Consider the following 19872-nt stretch of genomic DNA (forward strand, 5'->3'; position numbering starts at 1 on the left):
TTATTCCCCCTGCGTGGCGGCGGCGGGCTGCTGAAGCAGGTTACGCACGCGGGTCTGCATCAGTTTTTCCAGCATCGGCTGGCTTTTCAGCTCCTCCGGCACGTCCATCGAAACAGATTGCTGGCTGAGATTGTCCAGTTCTTCAAGAAACGCTTTGGTCGAAGGATCGGACGTATCAAAGTAGGCGCGAACCCAGGTTGAGACGCTTTCCAGCGACTGTTTGTAGACTTCATCCTGATGACGCGGAACGGCTTGTGCGGCAATCAGCAGACGCGAGCGAATATTCTCGCGCAGGTACACATCCTGATTCGGTGCCAGGAGCGGTTCTGTGCTGCTATCACGGCGGCGAATGGTGATGAAGTCATCCATAAAGTTGTGCCAGCTTTTGGTCAGGTTCTGACGCCATTCGGTCAGAGAGCTGGACAAGCTGGAACTGTCATTGTCCATCGGGGAATCGTCAGTGTCATTGTCGGCCAGGCGCAGGTTATCCACCTGATTCGATAGCTGATTCAGCTTGAGAATGATGCCGTCGAAATCGACCTGCGCAACGGCAGAAAGGCTGCCCACGTCTTCGTTCAGCGCACGGCGCACGTCAATCAGGCTCGGATCGTTCATGTCGGCCAGGCTGGCATCTGCGCTTTTCAGCAGTGCGGCAGCGGTGGTGACATCCTGATCGCTCCACAATTTGCGGCCAGCGAGTTTCACCAGATAATCGGCCTGCGCCAGTAACCAGGTTTTGGCATCGCTGCCGGAAATGCTGGCGACTTTGTCTTGTAGCTCATTTAGCTGACGACCAAACGAAGCCTGCTGACGATCGGCCTCTTGCCGGGTTTTTTGCTGCTGAGCGAGCAGATCAGCGATTTGTTGTTTGTCCTGCTGCTGGGTTTTTTGCAGCGCATCGAGTTGTTCAGAAAGCGCTTCATCTGAGGCAACCTGCGCCAGCGACTGCTGGTGGCCGTGATAATAGAGACCGGCGCCAAGCGCGATCACCAATACAATTGCTATAGCACCCAGTACCGGCGCGGTGCGTTGCTTTTTCTGCAACGTTTTCAGCGTCTTGTCCAGGTCGGAAGCGTCTGGCTGGGGGCTCTCAACCGCTGGGGAGACAACAACATTCTCATCCGGCGCGGAAGGATTTTTTTGTTCCGTCATTTTGGCACATCCCTTAGTCAGGTAGTTGTAATGCGCGGATCAGCGCATCATTGTCTGCATTCTCAGCAACCCGAATTGCGCTCCAGCCAAGCTGGCGTGCAAGGGCTGCCAAACGTTCACTGACCACCACCAGATTACAGCGCAGTAACCATGAATTTCGATAGTAATCAGGAACTAACTGGTACAACTGTTGCAGCATTTCTCCGCTGGTCACGACCAGCGTATCAACTCCGGCCCGTTGCCAGAGTGCACTCTGTTCACTGGCATCGTAGTAAACCGGGCTGCGCTGATAACATTCGCAGTAAGTGACATCGACACCGCGTTCTGTCAGCGTTTCGGCTAACAGCTCCCGTCCGCCATTACCGCGCAATATCAGCGCTTTTTTACCCTGTATGCGTTGCAATGCCGGAAGATTCAATAGCGTCTCGCTGGTTTCGCCATCCTGAGGATAGAGAACCGGCAGGCTGCTGACCCGGTGGAAAATCAGGCCAGTGGTGCGACCAATGGCAAAATAATTCACGGTGTCCGGCCAGTTTGTGGCGGACTGGCGCAAAGCCCGGTCAGCGTAACTGACGGCATGTTGCGAGAGCACGAACACCAGATCTTGCTGATTTAATGAGGATAGCAGGTTCGGAAGCGATGCGAGCTGGTTCCCCGGTGCAAAATCAATCAGCGGGGAATGGAAGGCAACCCGCCCCAGAGCGCGCAGCCGGCTAACCAGTGCTTCTCCTGCCGGAGAGGGGCGGGTGACCAGAATGGTCATTTAGGCACGTTCCCCTGATAGACCTCATGCAGGATTTCGCGCGCGCCGTTGGCGAGCAGCTCTTCTGCCAGGTCGACACCCATGCGGTGCGCGTTAGCGGCCGGACCGCGACGTTCTCCACACACCATCTGACTGCCATCCGGTGCGCCGACCAACGCACGAAGCCAGAGCTCGTCACCTTCCAGCTCGGCATAGCTGCCGATTGGCACCTGACATCCCCCTTCAAGACGCATATTCATTGCCCGTTCAGCTTGCACACGTAACGTGGTTTCACGGTGCGCCAGTGGTGCCAGCAAGTCGCGGGTAGTTTGATCGTCAAGGCGGCATTCGATACCGACGGCACCTTGTCCTACAGCGGGCAGACACTCTTCCGGTGTCAGTGCGTAAGTGATGCGGTTTTCCAGACCCAGACGTTTCAGGCCAGCGACAGCCAGAATAATGGCATCGTATTCACCGTTATCGAGTTTGGATAAGCGGGTGCCCACATTGCCGCGCAGATCACGGATCACCAGATCAGGACGTTTCTGACGCAACTGACACTGACGGCGCAGGCTCGATGTTCCGACAATACTGCCTTGTGGCAAATCCGCCAGACTGGCGTACTGATTGGAGACGAAAGCATCGCGCGGGTCTTCGCGTTCACAAATAGTGACCAGTCCCAGGCCTTCCGGAAACTCTACCGGCACGTCTTTCATGGAATGCACGGCGATATCCGCACGGCCATCGAGCATCGCCAGTTCAAGCTCTTTGACGAACAAACCTTTGCCACCCACTTTGGCCAGCGGGGTATCTAAAATGATATCGCCTTTGGTCACCATTGGAACCAGTTCCACCTGCAAACCGGGATGACAGGCCATCAGCCGGCTTTGAACATATTGTGCCTGCCACAAAGCCAGCGGGCTCTGGCGGGTGGCAATTCGAATGATTTTGTCTAACATGTTTGATACCGTTTAACTGTCTCTGTGCCCATCCTACCACTGACAATAGAAAGCTGTCAGCGTAAGAAGCCATTCGTAAAAGAAGGTTAACGGGTGTTGAAGAGATTTGTTCCGTTTCGGAACAGACGGTAAAATCCAGAGAAGCGGAAGAGTAATTGTGGTGCGTTACTTTCTTTACGGTCAAACAGCAAGGTGTTAAATTGATCACGTTTCCAGCAATTATTCGTCAACTATTTGCACAATCGCGGTTGTTCAAAGCATAAGCATCACGATAAATGACGGATTTGGAACGGGGTTCTTTCCAGACACATAATCAGGCGAAACGTCTTGTACCTCTACATCGAGACATTGAAGCAAAGATTGGATGCGATCAATCAGTTACGAGTAGATCGCGCACTGGCAGCAATGGGTCCTGCGTTTCAACAGGTCTACCAGCTGCTTCCTGTCTTTTTACATCAACATCACCCTCTGATGCCGGGATACCTTGAAGGTAAGGTTCCGCATGGTATCTGTGTTTTCACGCCTGATGAATCCCAGCAAACCTACCTGACTGACCTTGAAGATAAATGGGGCAGCGCGCTCGAACCTCTTGTGAAAGGTGAATTGCCTATCACTGGCGTGTATTCCATGGGCAGCACCTCTTCCATTGGCCAGAGTCAAAGCTCTGATCTGGATATCTGGGTCTGCCATCAGTCCTGGCTCGATAACGAAGAGCGTAACCGCTTACAGCAAAAATGCAGCCTGTTAGAAAAATGGGCGGCCTCGCTGGGCGTAGAAGTCAGCTTCTTCCTGATCGACGAAAACCGCTTCCGCCACAATGAAAGTGGCAGCCTGGGTGGTGAAGACTGTGGTTCAACACAGCACATCTTATTGCTCGACGAGTTCTACCGTACCGCCGTCCGTCTGGCCGGTAAGCGTATTCTATGGAATATGGTGCCGGGTGAAGAAGAAGCGCATTACGACGAATATGTGCTTTCGCTGTATGCGCAGGGCGCACTGACGCCAAACGAATGGCTCGATCTCGGTGGCCTCAGTACGCTGTCAGCGGAGGAGTATTTCGGCGCGAGTTTGTGGCAGTTGTATAAAAGTATCGATTCTCCTTATAAAGCGGTGCTCAAAACGTTGCTGCTGGAAACATACTCCTGGGAATACCCTAAAACGCAATTGCTGGCGATGGATATTAAACAACGCCTGCATCAGGGTGAGATCGTCTGCTTCGGGCTTGATTCCTATTGTATGATGCTCGACCGCGTGACCCGTTATCTCACCCAGATTGAAGATTTCACCCGCCTTGATTTAGTCCGCCGTTGTTTCTATTTAAAAGTCTGCGAAAAACTCTCCCGTGCACGGGCATCGGTCGGCTGGCGTCGTGAAATTCTCAGTCAGCTTGTGGCTGAATGGGGATGGGATGAAGAACGTCTGGCTATGCTGGATAACCGGGCGAACTGGAAAATCGAGCGTGTGCGCGAAGCGCATAACGAACTGCTCGATGCCATGATGCAAAGCTATCGCAACCTGATCCGCTTTGCCCGTCGCAACAATTTAAGCGTCAGTGCCAGCCCGCAGGATATCGGCGTGCTGACCCGTAAGTTGTACGCCGCGTTTGAAGCGCTGCCGGGTAAAGTCACGCTGGTGAATCCGCAGATTTCACCTGATCTGTCAGAAAGCGATTTAACCTTTATTCATGTGCCGATTGGCCGTGCGAACCGCACCGGCTGGTATCTGTATAATCAGTCGCCGTCGATGGAATCTATCGTCAGCCACCAGCCGCTGGAATATAACCGCTATCTGAATAAACTGGTGGCGTGGGCCTATTTCAACGGACTACTGACGTCCACGACACGCCTGCATATTAAAAGCGGCAGCTTGTGTGATATCGCCAAACTGCGCGAACTGGTGGCGGATGTTTCGCACAACTTCCCGCTGCGCCTGGCGGCACCGACGCCAAAAGCGTTGTACAGCCCGTGCGAAATTCGTCACTTAGCGATTATCGTTAATCTGGAACACGATCCGACCGCAGCTTTCCGCAATCAGGTGGTGCATTTTGATTTCCGTAAGCTGGATGTTTTCAGTTTCGGGCAGAATCAGCAATGCATGGTCGGCAGTATTGACCTGCTCTATCGCAACTCATGGAATGAAGTGCGTACGCTGCATTTCAGCGGTGAACAGGCGGTGCTTGAAGCGCTGAAAACTATCCTGGGCAAAATGCATCAGGATGCTGCACCGCCGGAATCGGTAGAAGTGTTCTGCTACAGTCAGCATTTACGTGGCCTTATCCGTACGCGGATTCAGCAACTGGTGTCGGAATGTATTGAGCTTCGCCTGTCGAGCAAACGACTCGAACCCGGGCGCTTCAAAGCCGTGCGTGTTGCCGGGCAAACCTGGGGACTGTTCTTTGAACGTCTCAGCGTTTCTGTGCAAAAGCTGGAGAATGCGATCGAATTCTATGGCGCGATTTCCAACAACAAACTGCACGGTTTGTCGGTGAAATTGCAGACCGATCAGGCGCATCTCCCCGCTGTGATTGACGGCTACGCCAGCGAAGGGATCATTCAGTTCTTCTTCGAAGACAGTTCGGATGACATCGGCTTTAATATCTACATTCTTGATGAATCCAACCGTGTTGAGGTCTATCACCACTGCGAAGGCAGCAAAGAGGATCTGGTGCGCGATGTCAGCCGGTTCTACTCATCTTCCCATGACCGGTTTACCTACGGCTCAAGCTTTATTAACTTCAACCTGCCGCAGTTCTATCAAATTGTGTCGCTCGATGACCGGATTCAGGTGATCCCTTTTCGCAGCAATGCCCTCTCTGCCGCCTGCGCCACCTTGCCTGAAAGCGACGTCGAACCTTCGCGGCTGAAGCAGCAATTCCAGTTGCATTAGAAAAGGTGTCCGTATCACGGACATGTGGCAGATTATCCGGCTTTCCTGCGCTTTAAACCCTGAAAATGTGCCCGGGGGTTTTGTCGATTCCTGTTGCTTTTCATGATCCACCTGCGATTATAGAGAGCTTGGTCGCATGAATTACGGGCATTCATAAAATGAAAAACGCTTTACGCTGGTCTCTGGCCGCGACAATACTCTTTTCTCTCTCCGGTTGCGGACTTAAAGGGCCGTTGTATTTCCCACCGCCGGAAAAATCAGCCACGCAAAAAACCAGCAATGTTCCGGGTACGGCGAACGATGGTTCGTCGCAGGAAAAAGGGGTATCACCAGAAAGCCTCACGACGAACTCCAGAGATTGACCAGCAAATTGTCGGGGGTTTCGTGCCATGCTGGCAGAACCCTCTTCTTAAAGGATCATCGCGACTGGATTTGACCAGCGGTAAACGGAGTCAGTTATGCAGTTCTCCAAAATGCACGGCCTGGGTAACGATTTTATGGTCGTTGATGCCGTCACTCAAAATGTCTATTTTTCTCCCGAGTTGATCCGTCGTTTGTCTGACCGTCACCGTGGCGTAGGTTTTGACCAGTTACTGGTGGTGGAACCTCCTTACGATCCCGAATTAGACTTTCATTACCGTATTTTTAACGCGGACGGCAGTGAAGTCGCGCAGTGTGGTAATGGTGCGCGCTGTTTTGCCCGCTTTGTCCGCATTAAAGGTCTGACAAACAAACGTGATATCCGCGTCAGCACGCAGACCGGCCGCATGGTGCTGACTGTCACCGAAGATGAAGAAGTGCAGGTCAACATGGGCGAGCCGGTTTTCGAGCCGCAACAGGTGCCTTTCCGTGCAGCGAAACCGGAAAAGACCTATATTCTGCGTGCAGAAGAGCGCACAGTATTTTGCGGTGTGGTGTCGATGGGAAACCCGCATTGCGTATTACAGGTGGATGATGTGCTGACAGCAGAAGTCGAGGTTCTCGGACCGATGCTGGAAAGTCATGACCGTTTTCCTGAGCGTGTGAACGTCGGTTTCATGCAGATCCTCAGCCCGGAAAGCGTAAAATTGCGCGTGTACGAGCGCGGTGCCGGTGAAACACAGGCATGCGGAAGTGGTGCCTGCGCGGCTGTGGCGGTTGGCATTCAGCAAGGTTTACTCGCAGAAGAAGTTCAGGTGGAACTGCCGGGAGGCAGCCTCGACATTCGCTGGAAAGGGCCGGGTCATCCGCTTTATATGACCGGACCTGCCACTCATGTTTACGACGGATTTATTCATCTATGAACAATCTTGATGACCAGATTGAACCGGTAATAGCTCTCGACGATGACAGCGTGATGCAATATCTGCTGCAAAACCCGGATTTCTTTATTCGCAATGCGCGCAGCGTCGAGCAGATGCACGTACCGCATCCGGTGAAAGGCAGTATTTCGCTGGTTGAATGGCAACTCGGACGTCAGCGTCATCAGATTGCCCAGCTTGAAGAAGAAATTACCTTGCTGATGGAGCAGGCTTCGGTCAACGAAGCGTTGTTCGGGCGGATGATCGAGCTTCAGGCCACGCTTGCGGCGGCCAGCAGTTTGCAGGATATGCTTAACCGCCTGCAACGCTGGGCACGCAGTCTGGGGCTGGCGGGCGCCAATGTGCGCTTGTTCAGTGAAGGCTGGCGCATCGGCGCGCCATCAGATTTCACTCATCTTGCGGTGAGCCGCAGCGCGTTTGAATCCATGCGCATCCAGCGTCTGGGTGAAACGCCGCATTATCTCGGCGGCCTGAACGGTCCGGAATTACTGCTGTTATTGCCGCAGGCGAAAGCCGTGGGTTCCGTCGCACTGTCGCTGATGGGCGAACAGGGTGAGCTGGGCGTGCTGATTTTCAGCAGCCGTGATCCCCAGCATTATCAGCCAGGAATGGGCACGGTGCTACTCAACCAACTGGCAAAAATGTTACCTGGCCTGCTGGAACGCTGGATCGAACGCGTATGAATCACACCGAATCGCCTCTCTATCCCGCAGTCGAGGCGTTTCTGCGTTACCTGCATGTTGAACGCCAGCTCAGCCCGCTTACCACCACCAATTACAGCCGCCAGTTAGAAGCCCTGATCGCCATCTCCGGCGAGATCGGTATTTCCAACTGGCAGCAACTCGATGCGCCAAAAGTCCGCATGTTACTGGCGCGCAGTAAACGCGCCGGTTTGGGGCCATCCAGTCTGGCGCTGCGCATGTCTTCGCTGCGCAGCTTTCTTGACTGGCTGGTGCGTCAGGGCGTATTAAGCGCCAATCCTGCCAAAGGCATTTCCACGCCGCGTTCACCCAAGCATTTGCCAAAAAATCTTGATGTCGATGAAGTGAATAAACTGCTGGACATCGATCTCAATGATCCGCTTTCCGTGCGTGACCGCGCGATGCTGGAAGTGATGTATGGCGGCGGGCTGCGTCTTTCGGAACTGGTGGGTATCGACTGCAAACATATCGATATGGCCTCCGGCGAAGTGCGCGTGTTGGGTAAAGGCAGCAAAGAGCGCAAAGTGCCGATCGGGCGAACGGCTGTCACCTGGCTCGAACACTGGCTGGAACGCCGCGCTGATTTTAATCCGCAGGATGACGCGATGTTTTTGTCGAGCAAAGGCAGCCGTATTTCTGCGCGTAACGTGCAAAAGCGGTTTGCTGAATGGGGCGTGAAACAGGGCGTTAACAGCCATATTCATCCGCATAAACTACGACATTCTTTTGCCACGCACGTGCTGGAATCCAGCGGGGATCTACGCGCGGTACAGGAACTGCTGGGGCACGCGAATCTGTCCACCACCCAAATCTATACCCACCTCGACTTTCAACATTTGGCGACGGTTTACGACGCCGCGCATCCCCGCGCAAAACGAGGAAAATCCTGATGAAGTTCTATCGTCCGCTGAAACGCATTGAAGCGATCACCTTCGATTTAGACGACACGCTGTATGACAATTACGACGTTATCCGCCGTACCGATACCGAAACGCTGAAATTCATGCAGGGTTTCCATCCGGCGCTGACGGATATGGCACCGGATACTGTCCGCCTGATGCGTGCAGAATTACTGGCGCAGGACGCGGAGATTTATCACGACGTCACCGAATGGCGCCGTCAGGCGGTTTTGCTGGCGATGACCCGCGCGGGTCTGAGTCGCAGTGAGGCTGAACAGGGCACCAAAGCCACAATGGAAACCTTCGCGAAGTGGCGCAGCAGGATTTATGTTCCGCAGGAAAATCACGACGCGCTGGCGGCGCTGGCCGAACGCTGGCCGCTGGTTGCTATCACTAACGGCAATGCCGATCCGCACGCCTGTGGTCTGGCGCAATATTTCCAGTTTACGTTGCGGGCGGGCGATCATGGCCGTGCCAAACCTTACGCCGACATGTATAAAAAAACGTCGATGAAGCTGGATATCCCGCTGGAAAACATTCTGCATGTGGGCGATGACCTGACGACAGACGTCGCGGGCGCGGTGCGTTGCGGGATGCAATCATGCTGGATTAATTTGCGCGAAGGCGACCTGATGCACATTAACGATGCCCGTCTGTTACCGCATATTGAGATTTCGCAGTTGGCATCGCTGACAGCATTGCTATAATCCCTTCTTAAATTACTCTGTATAAATTCACAGTGGAAATGCATTCGCGGCGATAATTTTCGCGTGAGTGCTTTTCTCATCTGACAAACGGTGCCTATGGACGTTTCTGACCTGCTCGACAGCCTGAATGAAAAACAACGTGAAGCCGTGGCCGCGCCGCGCAGCAATCTGTTGGTGCTGGCCGGAGCAGGCAGTGGCAAAACCCGCGTGCTGGTTCACCGCATAGCGTGGTTGCTGGCGGTAGAAAAGTGCTCGCCGTATTCTATTATGGCCGTCACATTTACCAATAAAGCGGCGGCAGAAATGCGCCACCGTATCGACCAGCTGATCGGCACCAGTCAGGGCGGCATGTGGATTGGTACCTTCCACGGCCTCGCGCACCGTTTGCTGCGTGCACACCATTTAGACGCCAATTTGCCACAGGATTTCCAGATCCTCGACAGTGATGACCAGATACGTCTGATCAAACGCCTGATCAAAGCCCTGAACATCGACGATAAACAATGGCCCCCGCGTCAGGCGATGTGGTACATCAACGGCAAAAAAGACGAAGGTCTGCGCCCGCAGCATGTCGAAACCTACAACAATCCCGTTGAAGCGACCTGGTTACGCATTTATCAGGCCTATCAGGAAGCTTGTGACCGTGCCGGGCTGGTGGATTTTGCCGAGCTGTTGCTGCGCGCCCACGAACTCTGGCTGAACAAGCCGCATATTTTGCAGCATTACCGCGAACGTTTTACCAACCTGATGGTGGACGAATTCCAGGACACCAACAGCATTCAGTACGCGTGGATCCGCCTGCTGGCAGGTGACAACAATAATGTGATGATCGTGGGTGATGATGACCAGTCGATTTACGGCTGGCGCGGTGCGCAGGTTGAAAACATCCAGCGCTTCCTGAAAGATTTCCCGAATGCACAAACCATCCGTCTGGAGCAGAACTACCGTTCAACCAGCACCATCCTGAAAGCTGCCAACTCACTGATTGAAAACAACAATGGCCGTATGGGTAAAAACCTGTGGACCGAGGACGGCGAAGGCGAACCGATTTCACTCTATTGCGCGTTCAACGAACTGGATGAATCGCGCTTTGTGGTTAACCGCATCAAAACCTGGCAGGACAACGGCGGTGCGCTGAAAGATTGCGCCATTCTTTACCGCAGCAACGCCCAGTCGCGTGTGCTGGAAGAAGCCTTATTGCAGATGGCGATGCCATACCGTATTTATGGCGGTCAGCGGTTCTTCGACCGTCAGGAAATCAAAGATGCGCTGGCGTATCTGCGATTGATGTCGAACCGCAATGACGATGCCGCTTTTGAGCGCGTGGTGAACACACCGACGCGCGGCATCGGCGACCGCACGCTGGATGTGGTGCGCCAGACAGCACGTGATCGTCAGATGACCATGTGGCAGGCCACCTGCGCGCTGTTGCAGGAAAAAGTGCTGGCAGGTCGTGCGGCATCTTCACTGCAACGCTTCACCGAACTGGTTGACGCACTGGCGCATGAAACCTCAGATATGCCGCTGCACGTGCAGACTGACCGGGTGATTAAAGATTCCGGCCTGTTCATCATGTATGAGCAGGAAAAAGGCGAAAAAGGGCAGGCGCGAATCGAAAACTTAGAGGAACTGGTGACAGCAACACGCCAGTTCAGCTATCAGGATGAAGACGAAGATCTGATGCCGCTGCAGGCGTTTCTGTCCCATGCCGCGCTGGAAGCGGGCGAAGGGCAGGCGGATGCCAATCAGGATGCGACGCAGTTAATGACACTACACTCGGCGAAAGGGCTGGAGTTCCCGCAGGTGTTTATCGTCGGCATGGAAGAGGGCATGTTCCCGAGCCAGATGTCGCTGGAAGAAGGCGGACGTCTGGAAGAAGAACGCCGTCTGGCGTATGTCGGCGTCACCCGCGCTATGCAAAAATTGACCCTGACCTACGCGGAAACCCGCCGTTTATACGGCAAAGAAGTGTCTCATCGCCCGTCACGTTTTGTCGGCGAACTGCCGGAAGATTGTGTCGAAGAAGTCAGGATGCGCGCCAGTGTGTCACGCCCGATGAGCAACCGCAGCGTCGGCACGCCAACCAGCGTCAGCGACACCGGCTTCAAACTCGGCCAGCGCGTTGTGCATCCTAAATTCGGCGAAGGTACTATCGTCAATATGGAAGGCAGCGGCGAACACAGCCGGTTACAAGTGGCGTTCCCGGGCGAAGGGATTAAGTGGCTGGTTGCCGCCTACGCCCGCCTCGAAGCCGTCTGATTTTTAACTCCCTCCCCTGCGAAGGGGAGGGTTGGGGTGGGGTATTAAGGTCAAAAACCAACGTTTAAGCGCGCTTAATCTCCTGTTTTGTCTGTAAAACCCCCTCCCATCCTCCCCCTTCGCAGGGGGAGGAGCCGAAAGGTCAGAGGCTAAATGTTTCACCCACTTCGGCTTTCGCATACCATTCCAGCGTTTCTTTGACACCTTCTTCGCCTTCCGGCGGGGTGCCTGGCAGATAATCCTGTTCCTGAACTGGCTGATACGCACCGTGTTTCACTTCAAAAATCACGCCGCCTTCGTCGAGAGATAGCACGCTGTGCCAGGTATTGGCCGGGATTTCCAGCAGACGGGTTTCTGCGCCGAGCCACAGGCGGTCGGTGACTTCGCCGCTGTTATCGTAAATCAGTACCAGAAAGCGACCACGCAGGGCGGTCAGCATTTCCCAGGTGTGTGGATGGCGGTGAATGCGCACATAAGTGCCGGGTTCCATGGCGATGGCCAGACGCTGAACGTCATCTTCAGGCGCCGGATGCATATTCAGATTTTGACGCAGTCGCGGTGAATGCGCCGCCTTGGTGATCAGGTCGCATAACGTATCTTGGTTTATCTGCTTAATCATTTTGGGTATCTGAAAAGTGAGGGGAGATCAGGGCATTGAGTGTAGCCAAAAAAGCACCCTCCGATAAGCCGGTAAGGTTATCAGGCCAGCCTGAAATTTATGCATAAATGTTGCCAGAATAGATTTGTTCGCGGTTGACAGTCTTTTTATTCCCGGCGTAACATGCGCGCACTATTATCAATGAGGAACTTCGCCTTGGACACACCCAGTAGATACTGGCTCAATAACCTGTTCATTAGGTACCACTTCTAAGGCCCTCCTCTTTGCTGATGGCCTTAGTGGTTGTCAGCGACCCCCGTTCTGTCGCTGTGAGTCAGATCTGAATTTGGTCTGAATTACGCCGGTGACAATTCTCACCCCGTGATTTTCTGTGCTTCAACGCGTTGTCCACTTTCTGTCATTTTTGGGAGAACGGGCACATGCTGAGTGCTTTTAAATTAGAAAACAGCCGCTTATCCCGTTTAGAGCTGGACGAGTCAGACGATCTCAAAACCTCATTGTGGGTGGATTTGGTCGAACCTGACGAGCTGGAGCGTGAGCGCGTTCAAAGTGAATTAGGGCAAAGCCTGGCGACACGTCCTGAACTGGACGACATCGAAGCTTCTGCACGTTTCTTTGAAGATGAAGACGGCCTGCACATTCACTCCTTCTTTTACTATGAAGATGCCGAAGATCATGCCGGCAACAGCACCGTGGCATTTACCGTGCGCGAAGGTCGTCTGTATACCCTGCGTGAGCGCGAATTACCGGCATTTCGTCTCTACCGTATGCGTGCCCGCAACCAGACGCTGGTTGACGGCAACGCCTATGAACTGCTGCTGGATTTGTTCGAAACTAAAATAGAGCAACTGGCGGATGAAATTGAAAATATCTACAGTGATCTGGAAAAACTCAGCCGCGTGATCATGGAAGGGCATCAGGGCGACGAATACGATGCTGCACTTTCCACGCTGGCAGAACTGGAAGATATCGGCTGGAAAGTGCGTTTATGTCTGATGGATACCCAGCGCGCGCTGAATTTCCTGGTGCGTAAGGCTCGTTTACCCGCAGGTCAGCTTGAGCAGGCACGTGAAGTATTACGCGATATCGAATCCCTGTTGCCGCACAACGAATCCCTGTTCCAGAAAGTTAACTTCCTGATGCAGGCGGCGATGGGTTTTATCAACATCGAACAGAACCGCATTATTAAGATTTTCTCGGTGGTTTCGGTGGTGTTCCTGCCGCCAACGCTGGTGGCTTCCAGTTACGGGATGAACTTTGAATTCATGCCGGAACTGAAATGGTCATTCGGTTATCCGGGCGCGATTGCGCTGATGATCCTCGCCGGGCTGGCGCCTTACCTGTACTTCAAACGTAAAAACTGGTTATAACCGACCATGCTGATGGAAAGGATGGTTCCGGCGGGGCAGTGGTTTATCCTCGTCGTTTCCTCACTGATTCTGGGCATTATTTTTCAGACCTTCCACGTTCCCGCTGCGCTCCTGCTCGGGCCGATGATTGTCGGCGTCGTCATGGGTTTATTGGGTGCCAGCGTGCGTATTCATCCGCTGTTCTTCAAAATATCGCAGGGCATTTTGGGCTGTATGATCGCGCAAAGTCTGTCGCCCTCGATTCTGCCACCGTTACTCAATGACTGGCCGCTGGTGCTGATGGTGCTGGTGGCGACGCTGCTTGCCAGCGGACTTTCCGGCTGGTTGCTGGTACGTTTTAGCCAGTTACCCGGCCCGACCGGCGCGTGGGGTTCATCACCCGGCGGTGCCAGCGCCATGGTCGCGATGGCCGGTGATTTCGGTGCGGATGTCCGTCTGGTGGCGTTTATGCAGTATCTGCGCGTGTTGTTTGTTGCCACGGCTGCCGCATTTGTTGCGCGTATGGCTATGGGCGACAGCGCATCGCTGGCGGCGGCAGTGGTCTGGTTCCCGCCGCTCACCTGGCGTTTCTTTGCCACGCTATTTCTGGCAGTAGCCGGTGTCTGGCTGGGGCCGCGCCTGCGTATCCCTTCCGGCGCGCTGCTGCTTCCGGCCATTGTCGGCGCGGTTTTGCATTCCACCGGAACGGTGACCTTAGAAGTGCCGGAATGGCTGCTGGCGATGGCGTACACGCTGATTGGCTGGAGTGTCGGGCTGCGCTTTACGCGTCCGATTTTCAAACTGGCCTTACGCACGCTGCCTCAGATGATTGCCTCGATTATCGGACTGATGCTGATTTGCGGGGGCATGGCATGGGTGCTGACCAAACTTTTGCACGTCGATATGCTGACGGCTTATCTGGCGACCAGCCCGGGCGGGCTGGACACCGTGGCGATTATTGCGGCGGGCAGCCACGCCGATTTAGGTTTTGTGATGGCGATGCAGACGCTGCGTCTGATCACCATCCTGGCAACCGGCCCCGCGATGGCGCGCTTTATCTCACGCAGTGCTGTGTCCGCTTCTTCCTCGTCGTAAACGCCCCTGCGTGTAGAGCGCATCGCCGATAAAGCACAGCAGTCCCACCCAGATAAAGCCGAAGGTGATAAGTTGTGAGGTGTTGACGGTTTCACCGTAAAACACCACGGCCAGCAGGAACATCAGCGTTGGCCCGAGATACTGGAAAAAGCCCAGCGTGGAGAGCTTCAGCCGGGCAGCGGCGGCGGTAAAGAACAGTAGCGGAATGGTGGTGATAATCCCGGCCGCCATCAGCAATAAATCCAGAGACCACGGATTCGCTGCCAGATTGCTGGTCTGGCTGTGGGCAATAAAGAACAGATAAATCCCGGCCACCGGCAGCAACCAGAGGGTTTCAATCAGCATCCCGGTTTGCGAATCTACGCCTATTTTTTTACGCAGCAGGCCATAGAAGGCGAATGTCAGGGACAGCCCGATGGTGATGACCGGCACGGAACCAAATACCCACACCTGCACCAGCACCCCGGCGAAAGCCAGCGCCACGGCGAACCATTGCAAACTTCGGAATCGTTCACGCAAAAACAGCATGCCAAGCACCACATTCACCAGCGGATTGATAAAGTAGCCGAGGCTGGCTTCCAGAATGTGATTATGATTAATTGCCCAAATAAAAATCAGCCAGTTCCCACCGACAAGCAGGGCGGTAATCAGTAACATGCCGATTTTCTTCGGTTGTGCCAATACCCGGCGGACATCGCCCCAGCTGCGGCTGACGGAGAGCAGCACTAACATAAAGAAGAAAGACCAGATCACCCGGTGAGTCAGAATTTCATCCGCCGGAACCTGTTTGATGAGCTTGAAATACGCCGGCGCGATCCCCCAGATCAGATAGGCGATAAAGGCAAAAATAACACCTTGCCGGGTACGGTGTGCGTCCATGTGGGTACCTGAAAAAAGAGTAAGGAAAGAAGCGAGTTTACCTGATCTCAGCCCACCATATAGGTCGCCGTAGTGGTCGCGATGTGAATGCCCGTGTCGCTGTGTAAATCCACGCGCGCCACGGAGACTTTGTTCCCGGCACGGATCAGGCTGGCGGAGGCAATAAAATACTCGCCACGGCCCGGACGCAGGTAATCAACGCGTAAATCGATGGTGCCCATCTTGGATAAACGCTGACGCATTTCGGCTTCCAGTAACGGGTGATCAGGTTTGTCGCGGCGGATCAGTGAACTGGTCACACAGACCAGACCGGCGGCGACATCCAGCACCGCAGCAATTACGCCGCCGTGCAGGATTTTTTGTGCGGCATTGCCCACCAGTTTTGTCTGGTTGGTAAATTTTAACTCTGCGTAGTCGCAGTCGAGACGTTTCAGCTCGAGGCCCAGTTCGCGGTTAAACGGCATATCGTAAACGAAAATATTGCCGATCAGTTGCAGGGCAGCCTCGTGGCTGAGAGATGAAGCAGACATGAATAAATTCCTGACGAAAACGGGTGGACAGTATGTTCGCCGAAAAAGTTAACGAAGTGTTGATTTTAGGTGCGGGCAGGAAGGATTTCTACACAGCGAAGGATAAATGTATTCAGTACTCATCTAGAAATGTATTTGTGTGTAAAATGCCCTGCTTTGAGATTTCCGGATTTTAGTCAGCGCGTGGTTGGCCGGGCAGACGGCATATTTTCAAAAATAATCAGTCGATAACTTTAGGGTGAGGGTAAGGAATAATGCGTAAAAATTGGGCTGTCGGAGCCGCCATGCTGGCGATGCCAATGCTGGGACACGCCGCAGAGGCCACTGTGCAGGAAGTGCATGATAAACCTGCGGTACGCGGAAGTATTATTGCGAATATGTTGCAGGAGCACGACAACCCGTTCACATTATATCCTTACGAACAAAACTACCTGATTTACACTGATACCAGCAATATCAACAAGAAAGCCATTCAGTCTTACGACTGGGCAGATAAAGCACGTCATGATGAAGTCGAGTTCCAGCTCAGCCTGGCGTTCCCGTTGTGGCGTGGAATTGCGGGTGATAATTCGGTGCTCGGCGCGTCTTACACGCAAAAATCATTCTGGCAGCTTTCCAACAGCGGCGAGTCTTCACCTTTTCGTGAGACCAACTACGAGCCACAGCTTTTCCTCGCCTGGGCAACGGATTACGATTTCCTCGGCTGGACATTGCGCGAAGCAGAATATGGTGTCAGCCATCAGTCTAACGGCCGCTCAGATCCGACGTCCCGCAGCTGGAACCGCGTGTATGCCCGTTTCATGGCGCAAAACGGTAACTGGCAGGTGGATTTAAAACCGTGGTACCGCATCCCTGAAAGCGATGAAAACGACGATAACCCGGACATCAACAAATACATGGGTTATTACCGCCTGAAAGTCGGTTATGCGTGGGGTGACAGCGTGTTCAGCGTGGAAAGCCGTTACAACTGGAATACCGGTTACGGCGGTGCGACGACTGGCTGGAGCTACCCGATTTCCAAACAGGTTCGCTTCTATACTCAGGTATTTAGCGGCTACGGCGAGTCATTGATCGACTACAACCATAAGCAGACCCGTATCGGTGTGGGTATTATGCTTAACGACATCATGTAATTGCGCCATACTTCTGGTTGCAGTTGCGTTGGCCGCACCCGGAATTATTTAGGTTATATTATGTCGGTGCAGTACAGCCCCGGCGGCTTTAGGGCTTAGCCGGGTGGTTTGAACAGTTGGGGAATTGAGTGTCTACGGCGGCAGTGATAAACAAAGAAGAGCTGGCTCATCAGGTATTACGCGATACCTTCGGCTATCAGCAATTCAGACCAGGCCAGCAAACTATCATCAATACCGCCCTTTCTGGCCGGGATTGTCTGGTAGTGATGCCAACAGGCGGCGGTAAATCGCTGTGCTATCAAATTCCCGCTCTGGTGATGGACGGCCTGACGCTGGTTGTTTCGCCGCTCATCTCGCTGATGAAAGATCAGGTCGACCAGCTGATGGCCGCAGGCGTTGAAGCCGGCTGCCTGAACTCAACGCAAACCCGTGAGCAACAGCTTGACGTCATGGCCGGTTGCCGCGCGGGACGTATCAAAATGCTGTATATCGCACCGGAACGCCTGATGATGGGTGATTTCCTCGAGCAGCTGCAACAGTGGAATCCGGCGATGCTTGCCGTCGATGAAGCTCACTGTATTTCCCAATGGGGCCACGATTTCCGCCCGGAATATCGCGCGCTCGGCCAGTTGAAACTGCGTTATCCGCAACTGCCGGTGATTGCCCTGACCGCAACCGCCGATGAGGCCACGCGTAACGATATCGTCCGTCTGCTGGAGCTGAACGATCCGCTGATTCAGGTCAGCAGTTTCGATCGCCCGAATATCCGTTACACGCTGGTGGAAAAATTTAAGCCGCTCGATCAGTTGATTCGTTTTGTGCAGGATCAGCGTGGTAAAAGCGGCATTATTTACTGTAACAGCCGTGCCAAAGTGGAAGACACAGCCGCCCGTCTGCAAAGCCGCGGGCTGAGCGTCGGCGCGTATCACGCCGGGCTGGATAACGATACCCGCGCCCGCGTGCAGGAAGGTTTCCAGCGCGACGACCTGCAAATTGTGGTCGCCACTGTCGCCTTCGGGATGGGCATCAACAAACCTAACGTGCGTTTTGTGGTGCACTTTGATATTCCACGCACCATCGAGTCTTATTATCAGGAAACGGGCCGGGCAGGGCGTGACGGCCTGCCTGCCGAAGCGGTGCTGCTTTACGATCCGGCTGATATGGCCTGGCTGCGCCGCTGTCTGGAAGAGAAACCGGCTGGCGCGCAACAGGATGTTGAACGCCATAAGCTGAATGCCATGAATGCGTTTGCGGAAGCGCAAACCTGCCGCCGTCTGGTGCTGCTCAATTACTTCGGTGAAGGCAAACAGAACGCCTGCGGTAACTGCGATGTGTGTCTTGACCCGCCAAAACGCTATGACGGTTTGCTGGATGCGCAGAAAGCGCTGTCGGTCGTTGCACGCGTCGGACAACGTTTTGGCTTAGGGTACGTGGTCGAAGTGCTGCGTGGTTCGAACAACCAGCGTATCCGCGAATACGGCCACGACAAGCTGACTGTGTACGGCATCGGCAAAGAACATAGCAACGAACACTGGACCAGCGTGGTTCGCCAACTGATCCATCTCGGGCTGATTACGCAAAATATTGCCATGCACTCGGCGTTACAACTGACGGAATCGGCGCGTCCGGTTTTACGGGGCGAAATCCCGTTGCAGTTGGCCGTGCCGCGTATTCAGACGCTCAAAATTAAAAGCAGTGCCAGCCAGAAAACTTACGGCGGGAATTACGATCGTAAATTGTTTGCTAAATTGCGTAAACTGCGTAAGTCACTGGCGGATGACAATAATGTGCCGCCGTACGTGGTATTTAACGACACGACGCTGCTGGAAATGGCTGAACATCTGCCCGTCAGCGCGAGCGATTTGCTGGACATCACCGGTGTCGGTCAGCGTAAGCTGGAGAAATTCGGCAGGCCATTTATGGCGATGATCCGCGATCACATCGATAACGGCGACGAATAAGAATTCTGTTTCCTACACATAACACAGAGAGTTAATCATGCTGATGCTATTCCTGACGGTTGCGATGGTTCATCTGATCGCGCTGATGAGTCCGGGGCCGGACTTCTTCTTTGTTTCACAAACCGCCGCCAGCCGGTCGCGTAAAGAAGCCATGATGGGCGTGATTGGTATTACGCTCGGCGTACTGGTGTGGGCAGCGGTTGCGCTGATGGGATTACATTTAATTCTGCAAAAAATGGCCTGGCTGCATCAGATCATCACCGTCGGCGGCGGCCTGTATCTGTGCTGGATGGGCTGGCAGTTGATGAAATCAGCACGTGCTAAAAAACAAAACGGCGACGACACACCGGTAACGCTGCCTGCCCGTGGCCGAACGTTTATGCGCGGGCTGCTGACCAATCTTTCGAATCCTAAAGCTGTCATTTACTTCGGCAGCGTGTTCTCTATGTTCGTTGGCGACAGTGTCAGTGGTGGCGAGCGTCTGGGTATATTTCTGCTGATTGTGGTGGAAACCCTGGCCTGGTTCTCGTTAGTGGCGCTGGTTTTTGCCCTGCCGAAAATGCGTCGCGGATATCAGCGTTTAGCAAAATGGATTGATGGCGTGGCAGGCGTGGTGTTTGCAGGCTTTGGTGTTGCGCTTATCGTGAATCGTTAATCAACGCATTTTGCGCATAAAAAAGGGTTCGGTTGATGCCGAACC

The 19872-nt window shown here is 53.9% G+C and carries 18 protein-coding genes; 12 read left to right on the forward strand and 6 right to left on the reverse strand.

The window, feature by feature from the left end; all coding sequences use genetic code 11:
• From hemX to hemC, 3 genes are read right to left on the reverse strand one after another with little or no spacing between them, the layout of a single operon-like run.
• Window positions 1–1152, reverse strand: coding sequence for a uroporphyrinogen-III C-methyltransferase (hemX, locus tag GW591_RS22800; protein WP_166861396.1), 1152 nt, complete (start codon window positions 1150–1152; stop codon window positions 1–3).
• A 13-nt stretch (window positions 1153–1165) separates the two neighbouring features.
• Complete coding sequence (gene hemD / locus GW591_RS22805; protein ID WP_037035461.1) at window positions 1166–1915, reverse strand: uroporphyrinogen-III synthase; 750 nt, start codon at window positions 1913–1915, stop codon at window positions 1166–1168.
• Window positions 1912–2853, reverse strand: a complete 942-nt coding sequence (gene hemC / locus GW591_RS22810; RefSeq protein WP_119262183.1) for a hydroxymethylbilane synthase — start codon at window positions 2851–2853, stop codon at window positions 1912–1914. The genes hemD and hemC overlap by 4 nt, the downstream gene beginning before the upstream one ends.
• Before the next feature lie 327 nt (window positions 2854–3180).
• On the opposite strand from hemC, the gene GW591_RS22815 reads away from it, so the two are divergent.
• The 7 genes from GW591_RS22815 (at window position 3181) to uvrD (ending at window position 11606) form a co-directional block, all read left to right on the forward strand.
• Window positions 3181–5739 carry a class I adenylate cyclase gene (locus GW591_RS22815; RefSeq protein WP_013577520.1) on the forward strand — a complete coding sequence of 853 codons (2559 nt, stop codon included), beginning with the start codon at window positions 3181–3183 and terminating at the stop codon, window positions 5737–5739.
• A gap of 158 nt (window positions 5740–5897) precedes the next feature.
• Window positions 5898–6101 (forward strand): LPS translocon maturation chaperone LptM, encoded by a 204-nt coding sequence (lptM, locus tag GW591_RS22820; protein ID WP_013577519.1) that lies wholly within the window; start codon window positions 5898–5900, stop codon window positions 6099–6101.
• Between the two features lie 96 nt (window positions 6102–6197).
• Complete coding sequence (gene dapF / locus GW591_RS22825; RefSeq protein WP_013577518.1) at window positions 6198–7022, forward strand: diaminopimelate epimerase; 825 nt, start codon at window positions 6198–6200, stop codon at window positions 7020–7022.
• Complete coding sequence (locus GW591_RS22830; RefSeq protein WP_013577517.1) at window positions 7019–7723, forward strand: DUF484 domain-containing protein; 705 nt, start codon at window positions 7019–7021, stop codon at window positions 7721–7723. The genes dapF and GW591_RS22830 overlap by 4 nt, the downstream gene beginning before the upstream one ends.
• Entirely contained in the window at window positions 7720–8631 is a 912-nt protein-coding gene (gene xerC, locus GW591_RS22835) for a tyrosine recombinase XerC (RefSeq protein WP_119262182.1), read from the forward strand. The genes GW591_RS22830 and xerC overlap by 4 nt, the downstream gene beginning before the upstream one ends.
• Window positions 8631–9347 (forward strand): 5-amino-6-(5-phospho-D-ribitylamino)uracil phosphatase YigB, encoded by a 717-nt coding sequence (gene yigB, locus GW591_RS22840; RefSeq protein WP_037035464.1) that lies wholly within the window; start codon window positions 8631–8633, stop codon window positions 9345–9347. The genes xerC and yigB overlap by 1 nt, the downstream gene beginning before the upstream one ends.
• Window positions 9348–9443: 96 nt before the next feature.
• Window positions 9444–11606, forward strand: a complete 2163-nt coding sequence (gene uvrD, locus GW591_RS22845; protein ID WP_166861398.1) for a DNA helicase II — start codon at window positions 9444–9446, stop codon at window positions 11604–11606.
• A gap of 142 nt (window positions 11607–11748) precedes the next feature.
• On the opposite strand, the gene GW591_RS22850 is transcribed toward uvrD, so the two are convergent.
• On the reverse strand, window positions 11749–12225 hold the full coding sequence (locus GW591_RS22850; protein WP_013577513.1) for a WbuC family cupin fold metalloprotein: 477 nt from the start codon (window positions 12223–12225) through the stop codon (window positions 11749–11751).
• A 419-nt stretch (window positions 12226–12644) separates the two neighbouring features.
• On the opposite strand from GW591_RS22850, the gene corA reads away from it, so the two are divergent.
• Window positions 12645–13595 carry a magnesium/cobalt transporter CorA gene (gene corA / locus GW591_RS22855; RefSeq protein ID WP_013577512.1) on the forward strand — a complete coding sequence of 317 codons (951 nt, stop codon included), beginning with the start codon at window positions 12645–12647 and terminating at the stop codon, window positions 13593–13595.
• A gap of 6 nt (window positions 13596–13601) precedes the next feature.
• On the forward strand, window positions 13602–14669 hold the full coding sequence (locus tag GW591_RS22860) for an AbrB family transcriptional regulator (RefSeq protein WP_013577511.1): 1068 nt from the start codon (window positions 13602–13604) through the stop codon (window positions 14667–14669).
• Here GW591_RS22860 and rarD read toward each other — a convergent pair.
• The gene (gene rarD / locus GW591_RS22865) at window positions 14634–15548 is read right to left on the reverse strand and encodes an EamA family transporter RarD (protein ID WP_166861400.1); all 915 of its coding nucleotides are present in this window, start codon (window positions 15546–15548) and stop codon (window positions 14634–14636) included. The two genes, GW591_RS22860 and rarD, sit on opposite strands and share 36 nt — an antisense overlap.
• A 47-nt stretch (window positions 15549–15595) precedes the next feature.
• On the reverse strand, window positions 15596–16078 hold the full coding sequence (locus tag GW591_RS22870) for a thioesterase family protein (RefSeq protein ID WP_013577509.1): 483 nt from the start codon (window positions 16076–16078) through the stop codon (window positions 15596–15598).
• A 254-nt stretch (window positions 16079–16332) separates the two neighbouring features.
• On the opposite strand from GW591_RS22870, the gene pldA reads away from it, so the two are divergent.
• The 3 genes from pldA to rhtC all read left to right on the forward strand — a co-directional run bounded on the left by pldA (window position 16333) and on the right by rhtC (window position 19827).
• Window positions 16333–17211: a phospholipase A gene (pldA, locus tag GW591_RS22875; protein ID WP_013577507.1), complete on the forward strand. Its 879-nt coding sequence runs from the start codon at window positions 16333–16335 to the stop codon at window positions 17209–17211.
• Window positions 17212–17339: 128 nt separating this feature from the next.
• Window positions 17340–19172, forward strand: a complete 1833-nt coding sequence (recQ, locus tag GW591_RS22880) for an ATP-dependent DNA helicase RecQ (RefSeq protein WP_112152370.1) — start codon at window positions 17340–17342, stop codon at window positions 19170–19172.
• A 37-nt stretch (window positions 19173–19209) separates the two neighbouring features.
• Window positions 19210–19827 (forward strand): threonine export protein RhtC, encoded by a 618-nt coding sequence (gene rhtC, locus GW591_RS22885; protein ID WP_013577505.1) that lies wholly within the window; start codon window positions 19210–19212, stop codon window positions 19825–19827.
• The last annotated feature ends 45 nt before the right edge of the window (window positions 19828–19872 follow it).

The organism is Rahnella aceris, from assembly GCF_011684115.1.
Taxonomy (GTDB): domain Bacteria; phylum Pseudomonadota; class Gammaproteobacteria; order Enterobacterales; family Enterobacteriaceae; genus Rahnella; species Rahnella aceris.

What these genes read in the sequence shown, in the direction of transcription:
- uvrD (WP_166861398.1), top strand. Translation starts at nt 9,444, where the DNA reads ATGGACGTTTCTGACCTGCTCGACAGCCTGAATGAAAAACAACGTGAA.
- GW591_RS22850 (WP_013577513.1), bottom strand. Translation starts at nt 12,225, where the DNA reads ATGATTAAGCAGATAAACCAAGATACGTTATGCGACCTGATCACCAAG.
- GW591_RS22830 (WP_013577517.1), top strand. Translation starts at nt 7,019, where the DNA reads ATGAACAATCTTGATGACCAGATTGAACCGGTAATAGCTCTCGACGAT.
- hemD (WP_037035461.1), bottom strand. Translation starts at nt 1,915, where the DNA reads ATGACCATTCTGGTCACCCGCCCCTCTCCGGCAGGAGAAGCACTGGTT.
- hemX (WP_166861396.1), bottom strand. Translation starts at nt 1,152, where the DNA reads ATGACGGAACAAAAAAATCCTTCCGCGCCGGATGAGAATGTTGTTGTC.
- GW591_RS22860 (WP_013577511.1), top strand. Translation starts at nt 13,602, where the DNA reads ATGCTGATGGAAAGGATGGTTCCGGCGGGGCAGTGGTTTATCCTCGTC.
- GW591_RS22870 (WP_013577509.1), bottom strand. Translation starts at nt 16,078, where the DNA reads ATGTCTGCTTCATCTCTCAGCCACGAGGCTGCCCTGCAACTGATCGGC.
- rarD (WP_166861400.1), bottom strand. Translation starts at nt 15,548, where the DNA reads ATGGACGCACACCGTACCCGGCAAGGTGTTATTTTTGCCTTTATCGCC.
- corA (WP_013577512.1), top strand. Translation starts at nt 12,645, where the DNA reads ATGCTGAGTGCTTTTAAATTAGAAAACAGCCGCTTATCCCGTTTAGAG.
- yigB (WP_037035464.1), top strand. Translation starts at nt 8,631, where the DNA reads ATGAAGTTCTATCGTCCGCTGAAACGCATTGAAGCGATCACCTTCGAT.
- dapF (WP_013577518.1), top strand. Translation starts at nt 6,198, where the DNA reads ATGCAGTTCTCCAAAATGCACGGCCTGGGTAACGATTTTATGGTCGTT.
- rhtC (WP_013577505.1), top strand. Translation starts at nt 19,210, where the DNA reads ATGCTGATGCTATTCCTGACGGTTGCGATGGTTCATCTGATCGCGCTG.
- lptM (WP_013577519.1), top strand. Translation starts at nt 5,898, where the DNA reads ATGAAAAACGCTTTACGCTGGTCTCTGGCCGCGACAATACTCTTTTCT.
- xerC (WP_119262182.1), top strand. Translation starts at nt 7,720, where the DNA reads ATGAATCACACCGAATCGCCTCTCTATCCCGCAGTCGAGGCGTTTCTG.
- pldA (WP_013577507.1), top strand. Translation starts at nt 16,333, where the DNA reads ATGCGTAAAAATTGGGCTGTCGGAGCCGCCATGCTGGCGATGCCAATG.
- hemC (WP_119262183.1), bottom strand. Translation starts at nt 2,853, where the DNA reads ATGTTAGACAAAATCATTCGAATTGCCACCCGCCAGAGCCCGCTGGCT.